We start from the raw sequence: 21,710 nt of genomic DNA, 5'->3' as shown, positions 1-21,710 counted from the left end.
CGGCGTATTCCTAATGGAACCAAGATATGTTTCCATTGGAACCAAGACGTGCCAGAATAAGTTGCATAACGGTCCAACTGCACGCGTCAGCCCTGATGACCAGAGGCAAGCTTTGCCGGGAGGCAGGAGGTTGCTTTGGATACGGTTCCGCGATCGCCCAACGGATTTCTGTCTTCGCTCTCGGAGAGCGATTTCGGGCTGATCCGGCCTTATTTGCGGACGATCGACCTCGCCGCCGATTCGGTCCTGATCGAGACCGACGAGATGCTCAAGCGGACATACATGCCGCACAAAGGGGTGATCTCGCTGGTGGTCAGGCTGGCAAGAGGCGTGTGCGTGCAGATCGCAATGGTCGGCCGCGGCAGTATCTATGGTGCGTTCGCGGGGCTTGGTGAAGCCCCCACGCTGAACAGCGCCGTGGTGCTGGTGCCGGGCGTCGCTTCGACGATCGAGGTCGAAGCCTTGCGGACGGCCGCCGGCCAGAGCCCGACCTTGCGAGCGATGCTGATTCGGCACGGTCTCGCCGTCTATGCCCAGATCCAGCAGACGGCCGGCTGCAACGCCGCGCACACCGTGGAGTCGCGGCTGGCGCGATGCCTGCTGCACACGCGCGATCTCTCCGGCAGCAACAAGATCGCCCTGACGCAAGAGGCAATGGCCCAGATGATCGGCGCACGCCGCAACAGCGTGTCGCTGGTCGCGCATACCTTGCAACAGGCCAATTTCATCCACTACAGCCGCGGCCACATCGAGATCACCAATGCGGATGGACTGATCAGGACCGCGTGCGAATGCTATGCCACGGTCAAGGCGCAGTATGCGGGGCTGCTGAGCTGCCAGGAAGCCGGCGGCTAGAGCTTGCTATTCTTGACGCGTCTTCTACCGCTACCCACTTCGCGCGAAACCGCGCCCGCCGGCGCACAAGCCGTACTTCTACGGCGTACGATTTTCACCGTCGGATAACGCTGCATCCGCAAAGTCGCGTCGACGCACGGGGGAGCCGATGTTCACGTACGAGACGACCGACCGGAAGGAAGCCCGGCGCTTCCGCATGGCCCAGTTCAACGGCCGGCCCGCCACCATCAGGTCCGCCGGCGCGACAGTGACGGGACGTGTGCGCGCGATCGTCGAAAGCAAGTCCGGCGCGACGGCGGCATGGGTGGTCACGATCGTTCCGGACGAGCCGAAGTCAGCCGCCTCCGCCGCGCGGCTCGCGCCGCGCCTGTGCTTCGCCGCGGAAGACGATTTCTGAGAACCGCGAACACCGCTCATAGCCCGCTCCGATCGAATCGGAACGGGACTCTGGACTTTAGTTTTGACGCGTTTCTTTGCGCGAACCGGTGCCCACCCCGCATCAAGTGCGGGACAGGCTTCGCTTGAAAGCGCTCTATGCGGAATGCAACAAGGCCTTGCGGACGAGATCTGCGGTGTTGCGTGCACCCAGTTTGCGCATGGCCTCGGCGCGATGGCTCTCGAACGTGCGCGGGCTGATGTTCATCCGCAACGCGCCCTGCTTGTTGGAATAGCCGTCGCTGATCAGGCTGAGCACCTCACGCTCGCGCTTGGTCAGCGGCTTGCGGCCTGCCTCCGGCGTGAACATGACATCGGGTGACCGGGCGCCTGCCGGCTTGTCGTCGAGCGGCGGCCTGAGATCGGCGGCCGGTATCACATTCGGATAGAGATCGGAGATCTGCTTCAGCATCGCGGACACCCGCTCGGTCTGCTCGAGCGCGTTCTCGATCACCTGCCGCAGATAGACGCCATTGCCGGGCGCATGCGCGAACTGCTGACTGTGCTGTTTGAGCTCGTTCATGTAGAGCAGCAGCGCTGTCACCGGCCCGTTGAACTGCCGGACGATCGCCGCCCCGGCGTCCGCGGTCACCTGCGGTCGCGGCACGGCGGCTCCCTGAATCTCGGGCGGCTGCGCCTCGAACGTCGCGGTTCCGCCCATCCATGGCGGAAGGCGCGCCTCGGCTCGATTGTCATGTTGCGTCATAAGTATGGTTTACCGAAGGTGAACTTGTGGCCGCGTTAACACGGGACTCCGTAAAACTACGGGTGACGCAACTGTGACCTCGGGCCCCGACCTGCCAAGCAGGCGCAGATTACCGCTGATTTGGCAACGAATCTCGCTTGTTTTGAGCCGAAGGACAGTAGTCTTACGGGACATCGAGGCACTTCATCCCGATGATGCCCGCAGGTGGGCCTTTACCTTCCCGACGCGCTCCCGTGCGCATCGGCGCCCACATCCGCCCCTGGCTTCAGGTTGGATGCGCGCCGCCCCTCAGACATCAAGGGCGCCGCAACCGGAGGAATTTCTGCAGGAAGCGTCCCGAAAGGACGAACCTGAGCCACCAATACGCCATTCGCCGGGTCGTCATCGATCAACCCTCCGGGCATCGGGATCGCATCGGCTTACCTCACGCCGGCCGACGCGCGTATGAGACGGATCACATCGGCCCAGGGGTGGCGCGGGCGGGCGTCGGGGTCAGGCGAATGTCAATTTACAGCCCCGGCATGCGCCGCGATGATCGCCGCCTCTCGATCAACAACAAAAGGGCGCGACAATGAAGCGAGGGCGGAACGGGCGGCATGGATCCTGGATGACGATTGCGGCGCTCGCCGCAGCACTGCTGTTCGGCACCGGCGCGCAGGCCCAGACCACGCCGATCAGCAATGCCGCGCCGACGTCAGACAACGCGATCATGGTCACCATCTTCTTCAAGCATGATCAGTCACGCCCGCTCAGCGAGTTGAATGCGCAACTCGAGCGGCAGGGCTTCTACAAGGCGTTTCCGCCCGAAGGTGTCGAGGTCGTGAGCTGGTACGTGATGATGGGGGTCGGCCAGGTGGTGACCCTGCGGCTGCCGGCCTCGCGGCTGCGCGAGGTCAATCGCGTCATCGAGAACAGTGCCTGGGGCGCCTACCACACCGAGTTCTATCCGACCTACGATTACAAGGCGGTCGGAGTCGACAAGCACGAAAAGGCAAAACAATAGCCGGTCGCGAGAGTAGAGTTGAAGCCATGCGCCGGACTTACCGGTTCTGAATCAGTCAGAACCGGCTCACCTTTGACCCGATGCACTGCCTATGCGTGGGCCCGCGTGCGCTGGCTCAGCCGCTTTGCCAGTGTCCGCAGATCCTGGCGGCGCCCGCTGCAAAGCAGGCGGCTGAATTCGTCGGGATCGATGGAGGCAGGTGGAAGATCGGCTGGGTTGCGTGCGACGCGGCGTAGCCAGGTCAATCGGAAGAGACGCTTGAGCATCTTCATGGTTGTTAGCCCCGATGAGCGTCTTTGTTAAATCGCGGCAATGAAATTTGGTTCCGCTCCCTATGGTCGCCCGGCAGAAAATTTGGTTCAATGCCGTCAGGCGAGCAGTGCCTTGCGCTGTTGCACCCGCGCAATGGAGCGCTGCACCGCGGCCTGATGCAGTGATCCGTCCTGCACGGCACCCGCGACCGCGGTGGCGATCCCGGCCATCGCCTGCTCCTGGTCGAACAGATTGTTGCCGATGCAGATCATGTCCATGCCGGCAGCGATCGCCTGCAGGCTGGCCGCGCTTGTGCCGAGCGCCTTCTGCAGCCCCTGCATCTGCATGTCGTCGGTGATCAGCAGCGTCTCGGGCAGTCGGCGGCGAAGCCGGTCGATTCCCGCCGACGACAGTGTCATCGGATGCTGCGCGTCCCACTGGCGGACGATGGCGTGGCTGACCAGCACCGCATCGCCGAAGATGTGCGGCGCCAGTGTGTAGAACAGTTCTTCCTGCTCCGGCCGCAGCGCATCGGAGATGTCCATGAACTCCAGATGTGAATCGACCTGCGCGCCGCCGATGCCCGGATAATGCTTCAGGCAAAGGCCCACACCTGCCTGCCGCGCCGCGGCGTCGACCAGGCGGGCATTGGCCTCGACCTCGCCGATATCGGACGAATAGGACCGCTTAATCCTGCCGATATTGGGATTGTCGGGATTGTAATCCACGTCGATGACGGGCGCGAAATTGTAGCGGATGCCGAGCCGCCGCAGCTCGCCATAGCTCGCGGCCAGGATCGCCTGCCTTTCCGCATGCGTGAGCCGATTGAAATCCTTTGCGCTCGGCAGCGGCTGAAAGCCCAAGCCATCCTTGAGCCGGCGCACCAGACCGCCCTCCTGGTCGATGAAGACCAGCGGCTGCGACGGCAGCGCCGCGATCTCGGCACAGAGCGACTGCAGCTGCGCGGGCGAGGCGATGTTGTTGTCGTATTGCCGGGTCTGGCAGGAGTAATCGAACAGGATCACCCCGCCGAGCCCGAACTGCGCGTTAAACTCCCTCAGCCAGGGCGGGATGACCTTGCCGTAGAAGCCGAGGATGAAAAGTTCGCCGACGGTCATGGCCGCTCGCTCACCGGATACGCATGGAATCAGCCCGCACCCCTACGGAATAGCACGCTGCGACGGCGGTAAGAATATGACGCAAGCCGCTGCACGACTGCGTTCCCCGTGCTCGCATCACTATGTTAAGACACGCCGGCACGCCTTGATCGCGGCTGCCACACCACAAGACATTTCGGAAACGCCCATGACAGCACCTTACGTCCCGCAAATGGCCCTTTACCGGCAATGGCTGAAGGACACGCGCGGCCTCGCGTTTGCGGATTTCGAGGCGATGCGACGCTGGTCGGTCACCGATATCGACGCCTTCTGGCAGAGTGTCTGGGATTATTTCGACCTGCGCTCGCCGACGCCGCATTCGGCGATGCTGGCCGAGCGCAAGATGCCGGGCGCGGTGTGGTTTCCCGGCGCTTCGGTGAATTATGCGCGGCAGGTTTTCCGGCACGTCGCGCCGGCGCATGCCGCCGGCCTGCCGGCCCTGATCTCGAGCGGCGAGGACGGCAAGCTTTCGGAGACGAGCTGGCCCGAGCTGCAGCGCAAATCGGCGGCGCTTGCGCTGCATCTGAAGGCCAGGAGCGTCCGTGCCGGCGATCGCGTCGCGGCCTATCTGCCGAACATCCCGGAGACGATCATCGCGTTTCTTGCGACCGCGAGCCTGGGTGCGATCTGGAGCGTCTGCGCGCCCGACATGGCAGCACCGGCGGTGATCGACCGCTTCAAGCAGATCGAGCCGAAGGTATTGATCGCCTGCGACGCTGTGACCTATGCCGGCAAGCGCCATGACCGGAAGTCGGTGATCGAGGAGCTGCGGCGCGCGCTGCCGACGGTCGAGCATGTCATCCTGCTCAGCGATGCCGCACCGTCAGAGACACGATTGTCGTCCATCCTTGCGGGCCAGAGCGCGGAGATCGACGCCTTCGAGCCGGAATGGCTGCCGTTCGATCATCCGCTCTGGATCGTCTATTCCTCGGGCACCACCGGATTGCCGAAGCCGATCCTGCATAGCCATGGCGGCGTGATCGTCGTGGCGCTGCCGCTCTCGACCCTGCACAACGACATCGGCTGCAGCTATCAGCCGAACTCGTTCGGCGAACGCTTCCACTGGTACTCGTCGACCGGCTGGATCATGTGGAACTGTCAGGCCAACGGCCTGCTCAATGGCACCACCTGCTGCATCTTCGACGGCAGTCCCGGCGGCACCAGGGACAAGCCGGACTGGACCACGCTATGGCGCTTCGTCGCCAATGCCAAGGCAACCTTCTTCGGCGCGGGCGCTGCGTTCTTCGCCAATTGCACCAAGGCCGAGATCGATCTCGCAGGGGTCGGCGACCTCTCGGGGCTGCGCACGCTCGGCTCGACCGGCTCGCCGCTGAGCGCCGACACACAAGCCTGGTTCAACGAGCGCTTCGCCGCGCTTTCGAAGCGCAACGGCAACGCAGCGCAGGCCGACATGTGGTGGGCCAATATCTCCGGCGGCACCGATTTCGCCGGCGCCTTCATCGGCGGCAATCGCGAGCTGCCGCAGACCCCGGGCATCATGCAATGCCGGCTGCTCGGCTGCGCGGTGGAGGCTTTCGACGAGCAGGGCCGCGCCGTGATCGACGAGGTCGGCGAGCTCGTCTGCACCGAGCCGCTGCCCTCGATGCCGCTGCGCTTCTGGAACGATCCCGGCAACGCGCGCTACATGGCGAGCTATTTCGAGACCTATCCCGACAATTTCGACGGCACCGGCCGCGGCCCGGTGTGGCGGCATGGCGACTGGCTCAAGATCAACCCCGACGGATCCTGCGTGATCTACGGCCGCAGCGACGCCACCATCAACCGCCATGGCTTGCGGATGGGCACCAGCGAGCTCTATTCGGCGATCGAGGCGCTGCCGGAGGTGCTGGATTCGATGGTCGTCGACCTCGAATATCTCGGCCGCGACAGCTACATGCCGCTGTTCGTGGTGCTGCGCGAGGGCATTGTCCTCGATGCCGCGATGAAGGCGAAGATCGACAAGGCCGTGGAAGCCGGGCTGTCGCGCCGCTTCCTGCCCAACGACATCTTCGTCGTGGCGGAAATTCCGCGCACCCTGTCCGGCAAGAAGCAGGAGCTGCCGGTCAAGAAGCTGTTGCTCGGCCATTCCGTCGAGAAGGTCATCAACCGCGACGCGATGGCCAATCCCGGCTGCCTCGACTGGTATCTCGACTTTGCCAGGAGCTATCTGAGCAGGCCGGCCGGCGCGGCGTAAGCGATCGCGCCGTCTGTCAGCGCGGCCTGCTGCGCCAGGGCGGCGGCGCGAGGGCGGTGCGCAGATGCTCGACGAAAGCCTGCGTGCGCCTGGCCCGGCCACCGCGGCCCGGATTGAGCAGCGCGACGATGTCGGCCGGCGGCAGGCGGAAGTTCGGCAGGACACGCACCAGCCGGCCACCGGCGAGATCCGCGGCGACATCCCATTCCGACCTGACGATCAGGCCGTGATCCGCCAGCGCCCAGGCCTTCACCACCTCGCCGTCATTGCTCGACAGCATCGGCTCGATCCTGACGACATCAGGTTCCGCCGGCGCGCGCCTGCGCGAGAAGCGCCAAAGCGTCACGTCCTCCTCGTTCTCACGCAACGCGATGCATTGATGCCCGCGCAGCTCCTGCGGGCTCGCCGGCGTTCCGCGGCGCTTCAGATAGGCCGGCGAGGCGCAGAGAACGCGTTCATTGGGCGCAAGGCGCAGCAAGCGAAGCGTGGAATCCTTCAACGCGCCGATATGGATCATGACGTCCCAGGCGCTCGCGGCGGCACGCCCCGGCCGATCGGATAGTTCGAGCTCAACCGACACGTCGGGGTGGCAGGATCGGAAGGCGGCAACGGCCGGGGCGATGTAACGGCGTCCGAAGCCGAGCGGCGCAAGAATCTTCAGGTGACCTGCGATGGTTCCGCGCCGCGCCTGCAGCGCCTCCGTCAACTCCGTCGCCTCGTCGAGCAGCGTGCCGCCACGCAGCACCAGCAGCTCGCCCTCATCGGTCAATGTCAGCCGCCGGGCCGAACGGCCGACCAGTTGGACACCCAGGCGCTGCTCGAGGCTCTGCAGCCGCTGCGACACCGCCGATGGCGTTACGTCGAGCGCCCGCGCCGCGGCCGCGAGCGACCGGGCCGCAGCGATGGCCAGGAAGAAGCGGATGTCGTCAGTCGAGATCATTAAGCCAAGACTTAATATAGGAATGACATTCGGTAAATTGTACTTAGCATGGAAACGGCTAGTCTCGCCGCATGTCATCAGCCCCTACCGTGAACGCCTCGCATCCGCTTGCCGATCTTGAGACGCCCTGCCTCGTCCTCGACGAAGACCGGATGCTGCGCAACATCGCCCGCCTGAAGACGCGGCTGTCGCGGCTTGGCGTGCCGCTGCGCCCGCATCTGAAGACCGCGAAATCAATTCCGGCGGCCCGCGCCGTGATGCACGGCCCAGGCGGCCCGGCGGCGGTCTCGACCTTGCAGGAGGCCGAGCTGTTTGCCGCGGCAGGCGTCAAGGACATCCTCTATGCCGTCGGCATCGCGCCGCAAAAGCTCGATCGCGTCGCGGCGCTGCGGCGGCAGGGCGTGGACCTGTCGGTGGTGCTCGACAGCCTCGAGCAGGCCGCCGCCGTCACCACGATGGCGCGCAGGACGAACGACCGCATTCCCGTGCTGATCGAGATCGATTGCGACGGCCATCGCGCCGGGGTCGGTGCGCGCGACCCGCTGCTGGTCGAGATCGGCCGCGCGCTGCATCAAGGCGGCGCCGAGTTGCGCGGCGTCATGGCGCATGCCGGCGAATCCTATTCCTGCCGCAGCGTGGCGGCGCTGGAGCAGGCCGCCGAGCAGGAACGCGCCGCCGCGGTCGCGTGCGCCGAGGCGTTGCGCGCGGCCGGACTGCCATGCCCCGTGGTCAGCGTCGGCTCGACGCCGACGGCCCATTTCGCGCGCCGGCTCGACGGCGTCACCGAGGTGCGCGCCGGCGTGTTCGTGATGTTCGACCTTGTCATGGCCGGGATCGGGGTCTGCGCGGTCGAGGACATTGCGCTGTCGGTGCTCGCGACGGTGATCGGTCATCGCGCCGATCGCGGCTGGACCTTCATCGACGCCGGCTGGATGGCGCTGTCGCGCGCGATCGCGGCACCGCGAAGCAGCCGATCGACCAGGGCTACGGCATCGTCTGCGACATCGATGGACGGCCCTATCCCGATTTGATCGTGACCGAAACCAATCAGGAGCACGGCATCATCGCCCTCCGCCCCGGCAGCACGGAGCCCCAGGTGACGTTGCCGGTCGGTGCGAAGGTGCGGATCCTGCCGAACCACGCCTGCGCGACCGGAGCCCAGCACGACCGCTATCATGTCGTCGCCACAGGCTCCGACACGGTCAGGCAATGGGAGCGATTTCGCGGATGGTAGGAGACGGAGCGCAGCCCATGACCCGAACCTATGACGCCGTTCTGTTCGATCTGCTGACCGCGCTGCTCGACAGCTGGTCGCTTTGGAACAAGGTCGCGGGCTCCGACGAAGCCGGGCTGCGCTGGCGGGCCGAGTATCTCAGGAACACCTACGCCACCGGACGCTACCGTCCCTATGAGGATCTGGTGGGCGAGGCCGCGCGCAATGTCGGGCTGCCGTTCGAACGGGCTGCGGAACTTAGCGCACGCTATGCGGAGCTCGATCCCTGGCCCGAGGTTCGCGATGTTCTGCAAACGCTGCACGATGCGGGCGTCGCGCTCGGCGTCGTGACGAACTGCTCGGAGCGGCTCGGCCGCATCGCCGCCGATCGCATCGGCGTTCCCCTCACCGTGTTCGTGACGGCCGAGCGTGCGGGCTATTACAAGCCGCAGCCGCAACCCTATCAGCTCGCGCTCGATGAATTGCCGGTCCCGGCCAATCGATGCCTGTTCGTCGCGGGATCGGGCTATGATCTGTTCGGCACGGCACGTGTGCAGTTGCCGACTTGGTGGCATAATCGCGCCGAAATGAACCTGCCGGAAGGGGCGCCCGCCCCGATCATGGTTCGTGACAATCTTGCGACCTTGCCGGCTTTTGTGCTCGGTCGCGACTTGTCCGGCCAGACCGTGCCCTGAGGACCGAACTGAGATGCCTTCACCCAGCTACATCGACCCGCCTCAACGGCAAGCTCTATCCGCTGGATGTTCCGCGCTGGTGCTCCGACGAGGGCAAGCCGCTGCTCGTCACAGCGCTGCCCGGCATCTCCCGAGACGAGGTCGATCGCGGGACGCGCTCGCTGTGGCGCTATCGCGCGGCGCTGCCGGTCGAGATCAAGCAGCCGATCACGATGGGCGAAGGCTGCACGCCCGCGGTCGAAAAGGCGTGGGGCGATCTGCGGCCGCATTTCAAGCTCGAATGGTTCAACCCGACCGCGAGCTTCAAGGATCGCGGCACCACGGTGATGCTGTCTTTGCTGCGCCAGCTCGGCGTCGACGCGGTGCTGGAGGACAGCTCCGGCAATGGCGGCGCGTCCGTCTCGGCCTATGGCGCGGCGGGCGGCATGCGGGTCAGGATCCTTGCGCCGGCGACGACATCGCCGATGAAGGTGGCCCAGATGCACGCCTTCGGCGCCGAGGTGCAGCTGGTCGAAGGCCCGCGCGAGGAATCCGAGGCGGAAGCGATCCGCCAGTCGAAGCAGATCTTCTACTCCAGCCACAACTGGCAGCCCTTCTTCCTGCAAGGCACCAAGTCGCTGGCCTACGAGATCTGGGAAGACTTTGGCTTCACCGCGCCCGACAATGTCATCATGCCGGTCGGCGCCGGCAGCAGCCTGCTCGGTTGCTATATCGGCTTCAAGGAGCTGCTCGCGGCTGGGCAGATCAAGAAGCTGCCGCGCTTGTTCGTCGCGCAGCCGCTCAACTGCTCGCCGGTCGATGCCAGCTTCGCCGCCGGCGTCGACACGCCGGTCGATCGCGCGGTCCGCAAGACGATCGCCGAAGGCACCGCGATCAAGCATCCGCTGCGCCTGAAGCAGATGATCGCGGCGCTGAAGGAGAGCGGCGGCGGCACGGTCGCGATTCCCGAAGACGGCATTGTCGCCGCATTGAAGCGGCTGGCGCGTACCGGCCTGTTCGTCGAGCCGACCTCGGCCTCGGCCGCCGCCGCGCTCGACGTCCTGGCGGCGCGCGGCGCGATCCAGCCGGCCGAGCGCACCGTCGTCATCATCAGCGGGACCGGGATCAAGGCAGCCGGGCTAATCACGGAGCTGCTCGGCAGCTAAAGCGCGATGAGATCAGGTTGAATCGTCATCGCGCATTAGCTCTTTGTTTGAGCATGATCTTTTCGGAAAACCGCGTCGCACTTTTCCGGATCATGCTTTAGTCAGCCCGCGACGGCTGCGCGCGTCGGCGAGGCGTGCGCCCGCCCGATATTGTCGAGGAACTGCCGCACGCTTTCCCGCCAGGTGAAGGTCAGGGCGTGGGCGCGGCATTTCTCGCGCGGCACCAGCAGCGCGCCGAGCGCCGCGCGGCGTAGATCGTGATCGAGACAACCGCAGCCGGACTTGCCGATCACGTCGAGCGGTCCCATCACCGGAAAGGCCGCAACCGGCAGGCCGCTGGCCAGCGCCTCGAGGATCACCATCCCGAACGTATCGGTCAGACTTGGAAACACCATGACGTCGGCGGACGCATAGACATCGGCGAGTGCGCGGCCCGTCCGCGTGCCGAGAAAATGGACGTGCGGAAACCGGGTCTGCAAACTGCTGCGCAGCGGCCCGTCCCCGACCACGACTTTCGAGCCCGGCAGGTCGAGACCGAGAAAGGCGTCGAGGTTCTTCTCGACCGCAACGCGGCCGACATAGAGGAACACCGGCGCCGGGAAGGCGATCGGCCGCTCCGTACGGGGGCAAAACAGTTCGGCGTCGACGCCGCGCGACCACGGCATCAATTTGCGGAAGCCGTGTGCCTGCAGCGCCTGCTCGAGCGACGGCGAGCCGACCATGATGCCGTCTCCGCTATTGTGGAAGCGGCGCAGCGCCGCGTAGCTCCACCGCAGTGGGACCGACAGCCGCGCGGCGAGATATTCGGGAAAGCGCGTGTGATAGCTGGTCGTGAACGGGTAGCCGCGTGTCCGGCAGACGTGCCGGCTGATCCAGCCGATCGGACCTTCGGTCGCGATGTGCACCGAGTCCGGGCGCGCAGCCGCGATCGCGCGCGCGATCCGCCCGATCGTCGGCAGCGCGAGCCGGATTTCCGGATAGCCGGGCAACGGCACGGTGCGGAAATCGGCCGGCGTCAAGAAGCTGATTTCCGCGCCGAGCGACGGCGCTTCACTGGCGAGATATTCGAGCGAGCGGACCACACCATTGATCTGCGGCCGCCAGGCGTCGGTTGCCACCAGCACGCGCATCAGGCGACCGCCTGCGTGAGCGGCGCGAGGCCTGCCCTATCCAACGCTGCCCGCGCTTCCGTCCATCGGACGATTTCAAACTGCCCGTTATAGCGCTCGACCACGCCCGTGCAGGACTCGACCCAATCCCCGGTGTTGACGTAGCGGACGCCGAAATGGTCGTGCAGTGCTGCGTGGTGGATGTGGCCGCAGATCACGCCTTGAACGTTGCTGCGCGCGGCCTCCGATGACAGCACCTCCTCGAACCGGCCGATGTGGTTGACCGCATTCTTGACCCGCAATTTCGCCCAGGAGGAGAACGACCAATAGCCGAACCCAAATCGGCGCCTGATCCAGTTGAGCCAGATATTGCAGGCCAGCGCGGCCCGATAGCCGGCATCGCCGATCAGCGCGAGCCAGCGCGCATGCCGCACCACGAGATCGAAATGATCGCCGTGAACGACGAGATAGTCGCGGCCGTCGAGGCCACGATGGATTGCCCGTTCGACAATCTCGACGCCGCAGAACGCCGCGCCGGCATAGTCACGCAGGAACTCGTCGTGATTGCCGGGAATGTAGACCAGGCGACGGCCCCGTTGCGCGAGCTCGATCAGCTCCCGCACGACCGCATTGTGCGCCGTGGGCCAATACCAGCTCGACCGCAGACACCAGCCATCGACGATGTCGCCGACCAGGAACACGGTTTCGGCATCATGGTGGCGGAGGAAGTCGATGAACCGCTCGGCCTGGCATCCCCGGGTCCCGAGATGGACGTCGGAGACGAACAGGCTCCTGACCTTGACGACATCCCGCGGCGAGACCCGTCTCCCGTCCGCGCGATCGCCAGCCCCAAGCATCGCAAATTGGGAATCGACTTTGCTGCCGTCCGGCCGAAACGCCGCCGCCATGGCCTCGGCCAATCCCGCGAGAACTTTCGTGACATCGCGGCTCGCGCATCGCCTGAAGATCGAGCGGTGCCAATAGATGCCTGCGATAAGCACCAGCAGCGCGAACTCGGCCGCGCGATATCGCCCGCTCGAAGCCGCGTGACCGAACTGATAGCTCGCGGCCAGGACCAGCAGGGTCGCGGCTGCACGCTCAAGCGTATCCGAGCCGGGCCGCAGGCGGGACAGCAGGGCTCTCATACGCCTTCCTCCACCGGCAAGCGTGAGGGTAGTGCGCGCGGCTCCCCGAGAGTGCGCGGCACCAGCGAGCGCTTGTAGAAGCGAAATCCGAGGAAGAGCGCAACCTCCACGGCGACCAGGATGACCACCACCCAGAAGCCGAGGCTGACCGGATCGTGGCTGCTGCCGCGCAGGGCATAGCCCAGGGTGAGGAACGGCATGTTCCAGATCACGGTGCCGATCGCCGTCGCCATCACGAAGGCGCGCGGCTCCAGCCGCAGCACGCCGGCGGGGAGTGCAAGGTAGATCCGCACGGTGGGCAGGGTCTGACCGATCAGCGTCACCCAGAAATGATTGCCGCGATAGGCGTCGGTGAGCTGTCGATAGAGCGAGGGCCGCAGCAACACGAACTTGCCATAGCGCGCCACCAGCCCCTCGATGCGCCGCGAGCCGAGCACGCGCCCGAGCCCGTACCACCCGATGGCACCGACGACCGACCCGGCGCTGGTCGCGAGGATGGTCATCGCAAGCATCGTGCCGTCGGAGACCGTCAAGCCGAGCAGCATCAGCAGCACGTAGGACGGCAGCAGCGGAATGAATTTCTCGGCGACGGCGAGGCAGCCGATACCCACCAGGCCGAAGTGCAGAAAGATTGCGATCGTGCTCGACGTGTCCATGGCGTCTCGATCAAGCGTGGGAGTGGCGGCGGCTGATCCGGTACACGGACGCCGGCGGCAGGTTGAAGAACGTCTGCCCGATGCAGCTCGCCTGCAGATCGAGGCGATCAAGGATCGCGTCTGCGACAGGACAACGCGGACCATAGGTGATCTGGTAGAACGCCCCGCCGGCGCGGAGATACCCAAAGGCGCCGTGGAGGATGGTTATGACTTTCTCCGGCGGCATCATGAGGAGCCCGAGGCCGCTCACGACCGCACCGACCGGCGCCCCGTCGAACAGACTCTCCCTCCGCAGCCAGGCCGCGTCCATCCAGAGCACCCGCGCGCCCGGGAAGCGCCGCTGCAGCAGCGGGATGAACTCGGAGCCGTACTCCACCAGCGTCAGATCCTGCTGCCTGACCCCGCGCTTCAGCAACGCGCGGGTGAAGACGCCCGTGCCGGGGCCAAGCTCGAGCACGGGGCCGGTGTCCGCGGTGATCTCCTGCGCCATGAGGGACGAGACAGCAGGCCCGGAAGGCGCGACCGCGGCGACACGCAACGGATTCCGCACCCAGGCGCGGACGAACGGCAGGATGTCAGCGGCCGACATGCTGGAGCTCCCGCACGATAAGCGCGCAATCGGTCTGGCGCCACGGATTCATTAACAAGGCCATTCGCGTGTCTTTCGCATTGCGGGTGCCCACCATCATGTGTGGTAGGCTCGCGCCGGTTGAGCAGTGTCGGTCGGTGTCGAGACGATTCGACCGTCCCGATGCAGCCTCTGTCTCATGCGAAGCTTGCGTCAGCCTGTCGCGAATGCGCGCGCGTGCGAAATTTCGGTCCGCGACGTATTCGCGCGGAGAAAACCGCAAGGTTGCCGCAATGAATCAGGCATAAAGCCGGCAGATCGAATGACGAACCAATGCAGAGGTAAGGACGACGAATGCGCGTGCTGTTGGTGGAGGACCAGCCGGATATGGTCGCGGCGCTGCGTGCGGCACTCGCGCGCCACGACATGCTGGTCGATCACGCGCCGGATCTTTTGGAAGCCGAGGCGATTGCCGCTGCGGGAAGTTACGACGCCATCGTGCTGGATCGCCAGTTGCCTGACGGCGACGGGCTGTCGCTGATTCCGAAATTGCGCGCGAGCGGCAACACCGTGCCGGTGCTGGTGCTGACTGCTCGCGGCGAGCTCGCGGACCGGGTCTCGGGTCTCGACAGCGGCGCCGACGATTATCTCGGCAAGCCGTTTGCGTTCGAGGAGTTGCTGGCACGGTTGCGCGCGCTGTTGCGCCGGCCCGCGAGCGTGCAGGAGCATGCCGCGCGGATCGGCCGCCTGTCGTTCGACTTCACCCATCGCGAGGCCAGCGTCGACGGACGTCCCCTGGAGATGCCGCGTCGTGAGCGGCTGGTGCTCGAGACGCTGCTGCATCGGATGGGACGCATGGTGCAGCGCTCCGCGCTGATGGAGGCGGTCTACGGCCTCGACGACGAGGTGCAGCCCAATGCGCTCGACAGTCATGTGTCGCGCTTGCGCCGCAGGCTCACCGAGGCCGACGCCGGCGTCACGATCAACGGCGTTCGTGGCCTCGGCTATGTGCTGCGAGAGACACCGTGAGCGTGCTGCGACCGCGATCCCTCACCTGGCGCCTGGTCGGACGCCTCGCGGGTCTGCAGGCCGTTGCGTTGACCCTCCTGATCCTGCTGATCGGGGCCGCCGCGATCGGGCTGCTGTGGGCAGGGCTGCTGATCGGCGAGTACCAAGGCAGCACCCTCGATACGCTGAGGGACGCCGTCACCCGCGATGAGGCGGGCGGACTGACGCTGCGCCAGACGCCGGAATTGGCCGCCCTGCGCGCCGAGCACGCCGATCTCTGGTTCATCATCCGCGACGCTGACGGTCACCAAATCTCCGAGGGCACGGTGCCCACGCAATTCGCACCGATCGCGTCGGCCCTCGAACATGTAAGCGAGGCGGTGCTCAAGTGGGACGCCGCCGAGGCCCCGCGCCCCGGTGGTCTCGTCAAATCGGTCGACACGTCGGCTGGACGGGTCCAGATCCTGACCGGAACATACGGCGAGCTCTCGATGTGGCGAGCGCTGGAGATCACACCGCAGCTGTTCCTCAACATGATCCTGCCGATCGTCGTGCTGATGACGCTGGCGACGTTGGTCGCGACCCCATTCGTGGTACGCCGGGCAATGAAGGGACTTGGCCAAGTCGCCGCGCAGGCCGAACGCATCGACATTGACCAGCGCGGCGCGCAGTTGCCGCTCGATGAGGTGCCGATCGAGATTGCCCCGCTGGTCAAGGCCATCAACGCCGCGCTCGAACGCCTCGACAAGGGTTACGAGCGCCACCGGCGTTTCCTCGCCGATGCCGCACACGAGCTCCGGACTCCGATCGCGATTCTTTCAACACGAGTCGCCTCACTGCAGGCCGGCCCGGAGAAGACCTATCTGCTCGAGGACGCGACTCGCCTCAGCGTCATGGCCGGCCAGCTGCTGGACCTGCAACGGCTCGATCAGCAGACCGACGTGTTCACCGCCGTCGATCTCGTCGGCGTTGCCCGACAGGTCGTGCTCGACCTCGCGCCACTTGCCTTCGCGGCAGGATATGAAATGTCCTTTGAGCAGAAGGACGGGACGATTGTGGTGAGCGGCGACCAGACCTCACTCGAACGTGCCCTCACCAATCTCGTGCAGAACGCCATCGATCATGGACAGCGGCGCGGCACGATCCTGGTCCGGGTGACGACAGCCGGTTGCATCGAGGTCTGCGACGACGGCGACGGCATTCCGCCCGACGAGCGCGAGCAGATCCTGGAGCCATTCCGCCGGCTGCATCCGGGCGGACGCGGCGCTGGCCTCGGCCTCGATCTGGTGCAGAGCATCATGCGTCTGCACGGCGGCCGGATCGAGGTCGATCAGGCGCCGTCCGGCGGCGCCTGCATGCGCATGGTGTTCCCGAAGGTTTAACCCGCCTTGCGCAGTTTCAGGGCCTCGTAGAATGCGGTTTCGAGATTGATGTAGCCGACGAAGGATGTCGGATCACCAAACGGCAGGATCTGCGTCGCCCAGAATCCGCCGAAACCATTCTGGCGATCGATCCAGTAGAACAGGTTGGCGAGGCCGGCCCAGCCGAGCGCGCCGGCGGGGCGGCCGGTCGGCGCCTGCTCATCATTGATCATGAAGCTGAGCGCCCAGGATTTCGACTGGCCGGGGAAGAACTCGGCATCGTTGGCGAGCGAGGTGATCACGCCGGTAATCGCAGTGACCTTGTTGTTGCCGAGATGGTTCTTCTCCGCCATCCGCACGGTTTCGGCCTTCAGGACCCGGCCATGCTCGCCGGCGCCGTCGTTCAGCCACATCCGGATGAAGCGCATGTAGTCGCCAACGGTGCCGTAGAGGCCGTGGCCGCCCATGTGGACTTCGGGGTTAGCCGGCAATTCGAAATCCATCGGCGTGAGCGAGCCGTCGGCGTTGCGGGCGTGAATGCCGGCGAGGCGGCGGCGCATCGCGTCGGTGAGCTCAAATGCCGTGTCCTGGATTCCGAGCGGCTCGAAGATCCGCGTCTTGAACACCTCGCCGAGCCGGCGGCCGGCGATCGACTCGACGATCTGGCCGCACCAATCCAGGTTGGTGCCGTACTCCCATCGCTCGCCGGGATCGAACAGCAGCGGCGTCATCAACGAAGCCTTGGACGCCGTGATCACGCTGGGCTGCCCCTTCTCCTGCGCGAGGCGATTGTAGGTGTGATTGATGAAGTCGTAGCCCAGGCCTGCGCTGTGGACCATCAGCATGCGTGTGGTGATGTCGCGCTTGGGCGCACGCAGCCGTGGCTCGCCATTGTCGTCAAATCCCTCGATGACCTGGAGCTTGCCCAGGTCGGGTGCGTAGGTCTTGGCCGGCGCGTCGAGATCGAGCTTGCCCTCCTCGACGAGTTGCAGGACCGCCGTCCCGGTGATCGCCTTGGTGGTCGAGAAGATGGCGAACACGCTGTCGGTGGTCATGTCCGCGGCCTGATCGAGGCGGCGCTTGCCGGCGGCACCTTCGTAGATGTTGCGATGGCGGTCGGTCACCATGGCAACGACGCCGGGAACGCGCGGGTTGGATGTCACGACGCCGTCGAGAATCGCATCCGCTGCCGCACCAAAATTCATGCTCATTGTCGTCCTCCCATACTTGTGATGTTGACCTGTAGCCCGGATGGAGCGAAGCGAAATCCGGGGGCTGATGCAGCCGGTATCACCGTCCCCGGATTGCGCTTCGCTCCATCCGGGCTACGAAGTCCAGTTGCGATCAGGCGCTATTGCATGGCAAAGCCCTGATAGCCGCTCGCGGCGACCTCGTCGCATTTCTGGCGATAGGTACCGACGCCGCCGCAATAGGACAGCACCCGGCGCGGCTTGCCCTCGACATTCGAGCCGAGGTACCAGGAATTGGTCTTGGCGATCAGCGTTGCGTTGGCGGTCTCGTCGTGATGCGCCACCCACTGATCCTCGGCATCCCTGGTCGGCTCGATGACGTGGAGGTTCTTGCCGCGCAAATACTTGATGCAATCGGCGATCCACTCGACCTGCTGCTGCAGGCAGGTGGTCATGTTGCAAAGCGCGGCCGAAGGCGCGAGCGGCACCGCGGTCGTGAACAGGTTCGGATAGCCATGGACCTGCAAGCCCATCGTGGTGCGGATGTCCCTGCCCCAATCCTCCTTCAGCGATCGCCCCTCGCGACCGCGGATGTCGATCCGCGTCAACGCCCCCGTTCCGGCGTCGAAGCCCGTGGCCAGGATGATGACGTCGAACGCGTGGACGGTGCCGTCTGCGGTCTGGATGCCCTCGGGTGTGATGCGGGCGATCGGATTGTTCTTGACGCCGACGATCTCGACATTGGGCCGGTGGAAGGCCTCGAGGAAATTGCTCTCCAGCGGCACCCGGTGCGTGCCGAAACCGTAATCGGACGGAATCAGCTGCTCGCACAGCTTGGGGTCCTTGATCCGCTCGCGCATCTTTCCGCGCACGAATTCGGTGATCTCGGCGTTGATGGCTTCGTCGAAGAACAATTCGGCAAAGGACGAAACCCACAGTTTGAGCGATCCGTCATTCCAGCAGTCCTCGATCACCTGGCGGCGCTGCTGCGGCGTCAGGTCAGCCCAGACGTGCTCGAAGTCGAACTCGAATCCGGTGAACGTCTTCGGCAGCCGTTCGGTAAGGAACTTGAACTTCGACTTGTAGGCCACGGCATCCGCCGCATCCCATTTCGGGTTCTTCATCGGAATGATGTATTGCGGGGTGCGGATGAACACCTTGAGATGACCGACCTCGCCGGCGATCGACTGGATCACCTGGATTCCGGTCGCGCCGTTGCCGACCACGCCGACGCGCTTTCCCGCAAGCTCGATCGGCCCCTTGGGCCAGCGCGCGGTGTGGAACAGCTCGCCCTTGAATGTCTCCTGTCCCGGAAAGGATACGTGCGGCGCCGAGAGCATGCCGCAGCAGGTGACCAGGAATTGGGTATCGATCACATCGCCCTGGTCGGTCGTCACCAGCCAGCGTTGCGTCGCCTCATTGAAATGCGCGCTCTTGACCGTGGTGCCGAACCGGATGTCCTTCCTGAGGTCGAGGCGGTCGGCGACGTAGTTCAGCCAGCGCTCGATCTCCGGCTGGCCCGGGAACCGCTCGCTCCAGCTCCAACCCTTGTAGAGTTCTTCGGAGAACAGGTACTGATAGGTGTGGCCTTCGGAATCGAAGCGTGCGCCGGGGTAGCGGTTCCAGTACCAGGTGCCGCCGACGCTTGAACCGGCATCGATCGCCTTCACGCTCAGCCCCTGCTCGCGCAGACGGAACAGTTGGTAAAGACCGGCGACGCCGGCGCCGACGACCACGGCGTCGAGCTTGGTCGTTGCACGCGCACCATTGCTTCCATTCGACCTTGTGACGGTCTCGGTCATCGTTTCCTCCTGTTGTCTTGCTTCGCACGCGCTCATACCCACCGTGTCGCCGGGTGATGGTGCGTTGCGTCAATTGGATCTCGGCCGCTGGCGCTGTCGCCGAGACGCAGAGCAGGCTACGTGCCGTGCGACCGAGCGGCTTGGATGAAACCGACAATCTCTGGAACGCGGCCGTGCAATCGAGCCATCGGCCGTTGGTCGCCTTGGCAAACGGCGAAAGCGGCCTATCCTGCGCTCAGACGTTCGGCCAAGAAGAAGCGGTCAACCGCGCCACAGATTCCACGGAGGAGGCTCGCGCGATGGGCCAATTGATCACGGTCGAGGAGCTGCCGCGCTATGCGCCCGGTGAACTGAAGCTGGACAGCGCCTCAGTCGGGAGGAGCGACTTCCGGCTGCGGATTTTCCGCTATGAGCCATCGGATATCTGGGTTCCCCCGTCGGAAAACTTCCTGCTCGTACTCTATCGCGACGGCGTGACGTCGATGAACCGCCGCGTCACCGGCGCGTGGAAGCAAGATCACGTCGGTCGCGGCGTCACGTCATTGCTGACCCGTGCCGAGCCATCAAGCTGGCACTGGAAGAACGACATCGAAGTCACCCATTTCTATATCGCTCCAGCGCTCATGATGAAGACCGCGAGCGATGCCTTCGACCGCGACGCCGATGCGATCGAGCTTCACGACCTGCTCAAGGCCGAAGACCCGATGCTGACCTGGATCAACGACCAGATGGTTCAGGAGGTTGCCGCAGGCGGTCCGGGCGGACGCCTCTGCTATGACGCGCTGGCGCTGCAGGCGAGCGTGCACATCTTGCGGAAGTATGCGGCGATCGAATTCAAGATGCCGTGCGCGCAAGGACGCTTTCGCCCGGCGCACGCCCGGCTGATCGAGGACTATATCGAGCAGAACATCTTCCGGAACATCACGCTGGAAGAGCTCGCGAACATCTGCAATTGCACGCCGATCCAGTTCGCCCGCAAGTTCCGCGTGCATTACGGCACGCGGCCGCATGCCTATGTCCTGAGGCGCAAGGTGGAGCACGCGTGCCAGCATCTGCGCAAGGACCGCGTTGCGCTGAAGGAGATCGCGCTGCTCAGCGGCTTTGCCGATCAGAGCCACCTCAATCGCGTCTTCCGCCAGCAGATGAACATCACGCCGGCGGAATATCGCCGGCAAGTCTGCGAACATTCCACACAAGCGTGAGACCGTGACGCCGGCAGGCCCGCGGCCGGCTCACACCGGCGGCGGGTTCAGTCGCGCAAAACCTTCCTGGATTCGGTAAGGGTAGTACGGATAAGCCGGCATCACCGCGCTTGCCTTGTCGAGACGCGCGATCTGGTCCGCCGAGAGCGACCACCCGACTGCGCCGAGGTTGTCGCGAAGCTGCGTCTCGTCGCGCGCGCCGATGATCACGGACGAGACACTCGGCCGTGCCAGCAGCCAGGCAATCGCAACCTGCGGCACGCTACGGCCCGTCTCTGTGGCGACGACGTCCAGCGCGTCGACGATTGCATAAAGCTTGTCGTCGTCGACCGGCGGTCCGAACTGCGCGGTCTCGTGCAGACGGCTGTTCGCCGGCAAGGGTTGCCCGCGCCTGATCTTGCCGGTGAGCCGGCCCCATCCGAGCGGACTCCAGACCAGCGCGCCGACGCCCTGGTCGAGCGCGAGCGGCATCAGCTCGGATTCATAGTCGCGGCCGACCAGCGAATAATAGACCTGGTGCGCCACATAGCGCGGCCAGCCGTGCCGGTCGACAACGCCGAGCGATTTCATCAGATGCCAGCCGGAGAAATTCGAGGCGCCGACATAGCGCAGCTTGCCGGCGCGCACCAGCGCATCGAGGGTCGACAGCACCTCGTCGATCGGCGTGAAGGCGTCGAAGGCATGAAGCTGCAGGAGGTCGATATAGTCGGTGTTGAGCCGGCGCAACGCGGCATCCACCGCGCCGACGAGGCGGTATCGCGACGTGCCGGCATCGAGCGGGCCGTCGCCCATCGGCAGGCCGGTCTTGGTCGAGATCAAGACCCTGTCGCGGCGGCCCTTGAGCGCGGCGCCGAGGATCTCCTCCGACGCGCCGTTCGAATAGACATCGGCGGTGTCGAACAAATTGACGCCGGCCTCGAGGCAGATGTCGATCAGCCGTCGCGCTTCGTCGACGCCGCTGCGGCCCCAGGCCGAGAACAACGGTCCCTGGCCGCCGAAGGTGCCGGTGCCGAAGCTGAGCACCGGGACCTTCAGGCCGGACGCGCCGAGATTGCGATATTCCATGGTCATGCT

At 65.2% G+C, this 21,710-nt stretch carries 19 protein-coding genes and 2 pseudogenes; 10 read left to right on the top strand and 11 right to left on the bottom strand.

The genetic code is table 11. The features are described 5' to 3' along the window. Positions 1–135 precede the first annotated feature (135 nt). Positions 136–855 (top strand): Crp/Fnr family transcriptional regulator, encoded by a 720-nt coding sequence (locus ACVIGB_RS33340; protein ID WP_456719476.1) that lies wholly within the window; start codon positions 136–138, stop codon positions 853–855. Between the two features lie 148 nt (positions 856–1,003). Continuing rightward, a complete protein-coding gene (locus tag ACVIGB_RS33335) occupies positions 1,004–1,252 on the top strand; it encodes a hypothetical protein (protein ID WP_092121780.1) in 249 nt (82 codons plus the stop codon). Positions 1,253–1,387: 135 nt separating this feature from the next. Here ACVIGB_RS33335 and ACVIGB_RS33330 read toward each other — a convergent pair whose 3' ends face one another. After that, positions 1,388–1,996 carry a LuxR C-terminal-related transcriptional regulator gene (locus ACVIGB_RS33330; protein WP_456719477.1) on the bottom strand — a complete coding sequence of 203 codons (609 nt, stop codon included), beginning with the start codon at positions 1,994–1,996 and terminating at the stop codon, positions 1,388–1,390. A 607-nt stretch (positions 1,997–2,603) separates the two neighbouring features. Between ACVIGB_RS33330 and ACVIGB_RS33325 the strand changes: the two genes are divergently transcribed. Continuing rightward, a complete protein-coding gene (locus ACVIGB_RS33325) occupies positions 2,604–2,999 on the top strand; it encodes a hypothetical protein (RefSeq protein ID WP_456719478.1) in 396 nt (131 codons plus the stop codon). Positions 3,000–3,088: 89 nt separating this feature from the next. Here the strand turns inward: ACVIGB_RS33325 and ACVIGB_RS33320 are convergent, their stop codons facing one another. Continuing rightward, the gene (locus ACVIGB_RS33320) at positions 3,089–3,271 is read right to left on the bottom strand and encodes a hypothetical protein (protein WP_092121771.1); all 183 of its coding nucleotides are present in this window, start codon (positions 3,269–3,271) and stop codon (positions 3,089–3,091) included. Positions 3,272–3,367: 96 nt separating this feature from the next. After that, positions 3,368–4,369 (bottom strand): glycoside hydrolase family 3 N-terminal domain-containing protein, encoded by a 1,002-nt coding sequence (locus ACVIGB_RS33315; protein WP_456719479.1) that lies wholly within the window; start codon positions 4,367–4,369, stop codon positions 3,368–3,370. Between the two features lie 187 nt (positions 4,370–4,556). Between ACVIGB_RS33315 and ACVIGB_RS33310 the strand changes: the two genes are divergently transcribed. Next, a complete protein-coding gene (locus ACVIGB_RS33310) occupies positions 4,557–6,602 on the top strand; it encodes an acetoacetate--CoA ligase (protein ID WP_456719480.1) in 2,046 nt (681 codons plus the stop codon). Between the two features lie 16 nt (positions 6,603–6,618). On the opposite strand, the gene ACVIGB_RS33305 is transcribed toward ACVIGB_RS33310, so the two are convergent. After that, positions 6,619–7,542: a LysR substrate-binding domain-containing protein gene (locus tag ACVIGB_RS33305; RefSeq protein WP_456719481.1), complete on the bottom strand. Its 924-nt coding sequence runs from the start codon at positions 7,540–7,542 to the stop codon at positions 6,619–6,621. A 71-nt stretch (positions 7,543–7,613) separates the two neighbouring features. Between ACVIGB_RS33305 and ACVIGB_RS33300 the strand changes: the two are divergent. The 3 genes and pseudogenes from ACVIGB_RS33300 to ACVIGB_RS33290 all read left to right on the top strand — a co-directional run bounded on the left by ACVIGB_RS33300 (position 7,614) and on the right by ACVIGB_RS33290 (position 10,595). Further along, a pseudogene (locus tag ACVIGB_RS33300) lies at positions 7,614–8,776 on the top strand (DSD1 family PLP-dependent enzyme). A 17-nt stretch (positions 8,777–8,793) separates the two neighbouring features. Beyond that, positions 8,794–9,450, top strand: coding sequence for an HAD-IA family hydrolase (locus tag ACVIGB_RS33295; RefSeq protein WP_456719482.1), 657 nt, complete (start codon positions 8,794–8,796; stop codon positions 9,448–9,450). Between the two features lie 13 nt (positions 9,451–9,463). After that, positions 9,464–10,595: pseudogene (locus ACVIGB_RS33290) on the top strand (threonine synthase). 101 nt (positions 10,596–10,696) lie between these two features. On the opposite strand, the gene ACVIGB_RS33285 reads toward ACVIGB_RS33290, so the two are convergent. Genes ACVIGB_RS33285 through ACVIGB_RS33270 form a run of 4 tightly spaced genes read right to left on the bottom strand, consistent with a single transcriptional unit; the run spans position 10,697 to position 14,094 of the window. Then, entirely contained in the window at positions 10,697–11,725 is a 1,029-nt protein-coding gene (locus ACVIGB_RS33285; RefSeq protein ID WP_456719484.1) for a glycosyltransferase family 4 protein, read from the bottom strand. After that, positions 11,725–12,849 (bottom strand): UDP-2,3-diacylglucosamine diphosphatase, encoded by a 1,125-nt coding sequence (locus ACVIGB_RS33280; RefSeq protein WP_456719485.1) that lies wholly within the window; start codon positions 12,847–12,849, stop codon positions 11,725–11,727. The genes ACVIGB_RS33285 and ACVIGB_RS33280 overlap by 1 nt, the downstream gene beginning before the upstream one ends. After that, a complete protein-coding gene (locus tag ACVIGB_RS33275; RefSeq protein ID WP_456719486.1) occupies positions 12,846–13,505 on the bottom strand; it encodes a DedA family protein in 660 nt (219 codons plus the stop codon). The genes ACVIGB_RS33280 and ACVIGB_RS33275 overlap by 4 nt, the downstream gene beginning before the upstream one ends. A 10-nt stretch (positions 13,506–13,515) precedes the next feature. Continuing rightward, positions 13,516–14,094: a class I SAM-dependent methyltransferase gene (locus ACVIGB_RS33270; RefSeq protein WP_456719487.1), complete on the bottom strand. Its 579-nt coding sequence runs from the start codon at positions 14,092–14,094 to the stop codon at positions 13,516–13,518. A 333-nt stretch (positions 14,095–14,427) separates the two neighbouring features. Between ACVIGB_RS33270 and ACVIGB_RS33265 the strand changes: the two genes are divergently transcribed. Both ACVIGB_RS33265 and ACVIGB_RS33260 read left to right on the top strand, forming a co-directional pair. Beyond that, positions 14,428–15,102: a response regulator transcription factor gene (locus ACVIGB_RS33265; protein WP_092121741.1), complete on the top strand. Its 675-nt coding sequence runs from the start codon at positions 14,428–14,430 to the stop codon at positions 15,100–15,102. A gap of 5 nt (positions 15,103–15,107) precedes the next feature. Then, positions 15,108–16,463, top strand: a complete 1,356-nt coding sequence (locus ACVIGB_RS33260; protein WP_456725023.1) for a sensor histidine kinase — start codon at positions 15,108–15,110, stop codon at positions 16,461–16,463. On the opposite strand, the gene ACVIGB_RS33255 is transcribed toward ACVIGB_RS33260, so the two are convergent. Next, positions 16,460–17,653: a serine hydrolase domain-containing protein gene (locus ACVIGB_RS33255; RefSeq protein WP_456719488.1), complete on the bottom strand. Its 1,194-nt coding sequence runs from the start codon at positions 17,651–17,653 to the stop codon at positions 16,460–16,462. The genes ACVIGB_RS33260 and ACVIGB_RS33255 overlap by 4 nt on opposite strands. Before the next feature lie 140 nt (positions 17,654–17,793). Then, positions 17,794–19,434: a flavin-containing monooxygenase gene (locus tag ACVIGB_RS33250; RefSeq protein WP_456719489.1), complete on the bottom strand. Its 1,641-nt coding sequence runs from the start codon at positions 19,432–19,434 to the stop codon at positions 17,794–17,796. Positions 19,435–19,733: 299 nt separating this feature from the next. On the opposite strand from ACVIGB_RS33250, the gene ACVIGB_RS33245 reads away from it, so the two are divergent. Beyond that, positions 19,734–20,636: a helix-turn-helix transcriptional regulator gene (locus ACVIGB_RS33245; RefSeq protein WP_456719490.1), complete on the top strand. Its 903-nt coding sequence runs from the start codon at positions 19,734–19,736 to the stop codon at positions 20,634–20,636. Positions 20,637–20,666: 30 nt separating this feature from the next. Here ACVIGB_RS33245 and ACVIGB_RS33240 read toward each other — a convergent pair whose 3' ends face one another. After that, positions 20,667–21,701 (bottom strand): aldo/keto reductase, encoded by a 1,035-nt coding sequence (locus ACVIGB_RS33240; protein ID WP_456719491.1) that lies wholly within the window; start codon positions 21,699–21,701, stop codon positions 20,667–20,669. Between the last annotated feature and the right edge of the window lie 9 nt (positions 21,702–21,710).

This window comes from Bradyrhizobium sp. USDA 4341 (genome assembly GCF_054063755.1).
Note: the sequence above shows the minus strand (reverse complement) of the source record. Positions and strands in the feature narration are given on the sequence as shown.

Excerpts from the sequence above, each read along its gene's own strand:
- ACVIGB_RS33250 (WP_456719489.1), bottom strand. The coding sequence starts at position 19,434 with ATGACCGAGACCGTCACAAGGTCGAATGGAAGCAATGGTGCGCGTGCA.
- ACVIGB_RS33330 (WP_456719477.1), bottom strand. The coding sequence starts at position 1,996 with ATGACGCAACATGACAATCGAGCCGAGGCGCGCCTTCCGCCATGGATG.
- ACVIGB_RS33285 (WP_456719484.1), bottom strand. The coding sequence starts at position 11,725 with ATGCGCGTGCTGGTGGCAACCGACGCCTGGCGGCCGCAGATCAATGGT.
- ACVIGB_RS33320 (WP_092121771.1), bottom strand. The coding sequence starts at position 3,271 with ATGAAGATGCTCAAGCGTCTCTTCCGATTGACCTGGCTACGCCGCGTC.
- ACVIGB_RS33310 (WP_456719480.1), top strand. The coding sequence starts at position 4,557 with ATGACAGCACCTTACGTCCCGCAAATGGCCCTTTACCGGCAATGGCTG.
- ACVIGB_RS33265 (WP_092121741.1), top strand. The coding sequence starts at position 14,428 with ATGCGCGTGCTGTTGGTGGAGGACCAGCCGGATATGGTCGCGGCGCTG.
- ACVIGB_RS33280 (WP_456719485.1), bottom strand. The coding sequence starts at position 12,849 with ATGAGAGCCCTGCTGTCCCGCCTGCGGCCCGGCTCGGATACGCTTGAG.
- ACVIGB_RS33335 (WP_092121780.1), top strand. The coding sequence starts at position 1,004 with ATGTTCACGTACGAGACGACCGACCGGAAGGAAGCCCGGCGCTTCCGC.
- ACVIGB_RS33305 (WP_456719481.1), bottom strand. The coding sequence starts at position 7,542 with ATGATCTCGACTGACGACATCCGCTTCTTCCTGGCCATCGCTGCGGCC.
- ACVIGB_RS33255 (WP_456719488.1), bottom strand. The coding sequence starts at position 17,653 with ATGAGCATGAATTTTGGTGCGGCAGCGGATGCGATTCTCGACGGCGTC.
- ACVIGB_RS33325 (WP_456719478.1), top strand. The coding sequence starts at position 2,604 with ATGACGATTGCGGCGCTCGCCGCAGCACTGCTGTTCGGCACCGGCGCG.
- ACVIGB_RS33270 (WP_456719487.1), bottom strand. The coding sequence starts at position 14,094 with ATGTCGGCCGCTGACATCCTGCCGTTCGTCCGCGCCTGGGTGCGGAAT.
- ACVIGB_RS33295 (WP_456719482.1), top strand. The coding sequence starts at position 8,794 with ATGACCCGAACCTATGACGCCGTTCTGTTCGATCTGCTGACCGCGCTG.
- ACVIGB_RS33245 (WP_456719490.1), top strand. The coding sequence starts at position 19,734 with ATGGGCCAATTGATCACGGTCGAGGAGCTGCCGCGCTATGCGCCCGGT.
- ACVIGB_RS33315 (WP_456719479.1), bottom strand. The coding sequence starts at position 4,369 with ATGACCGTCGGCGAACTTTTCATCCTCGGCTTCTACGGCAAGGTCATC.
- ACVIGB_RS33275 (WP_456719486.1), bottom strand. The coding sequence starts at position 13,505 with ATGGACACGTCGAGCACGATCGCAATCTTTCTGCACTTCGGCCTGGTG.
- ACVIGB_RS33240 (WP_456719491.1), bottom strand. The coding sequence starts at position 21,701 with ATGGAATATCGCAATCTCGGCGCGTCCGGCCTGAAGGTCCCGGTGCTC.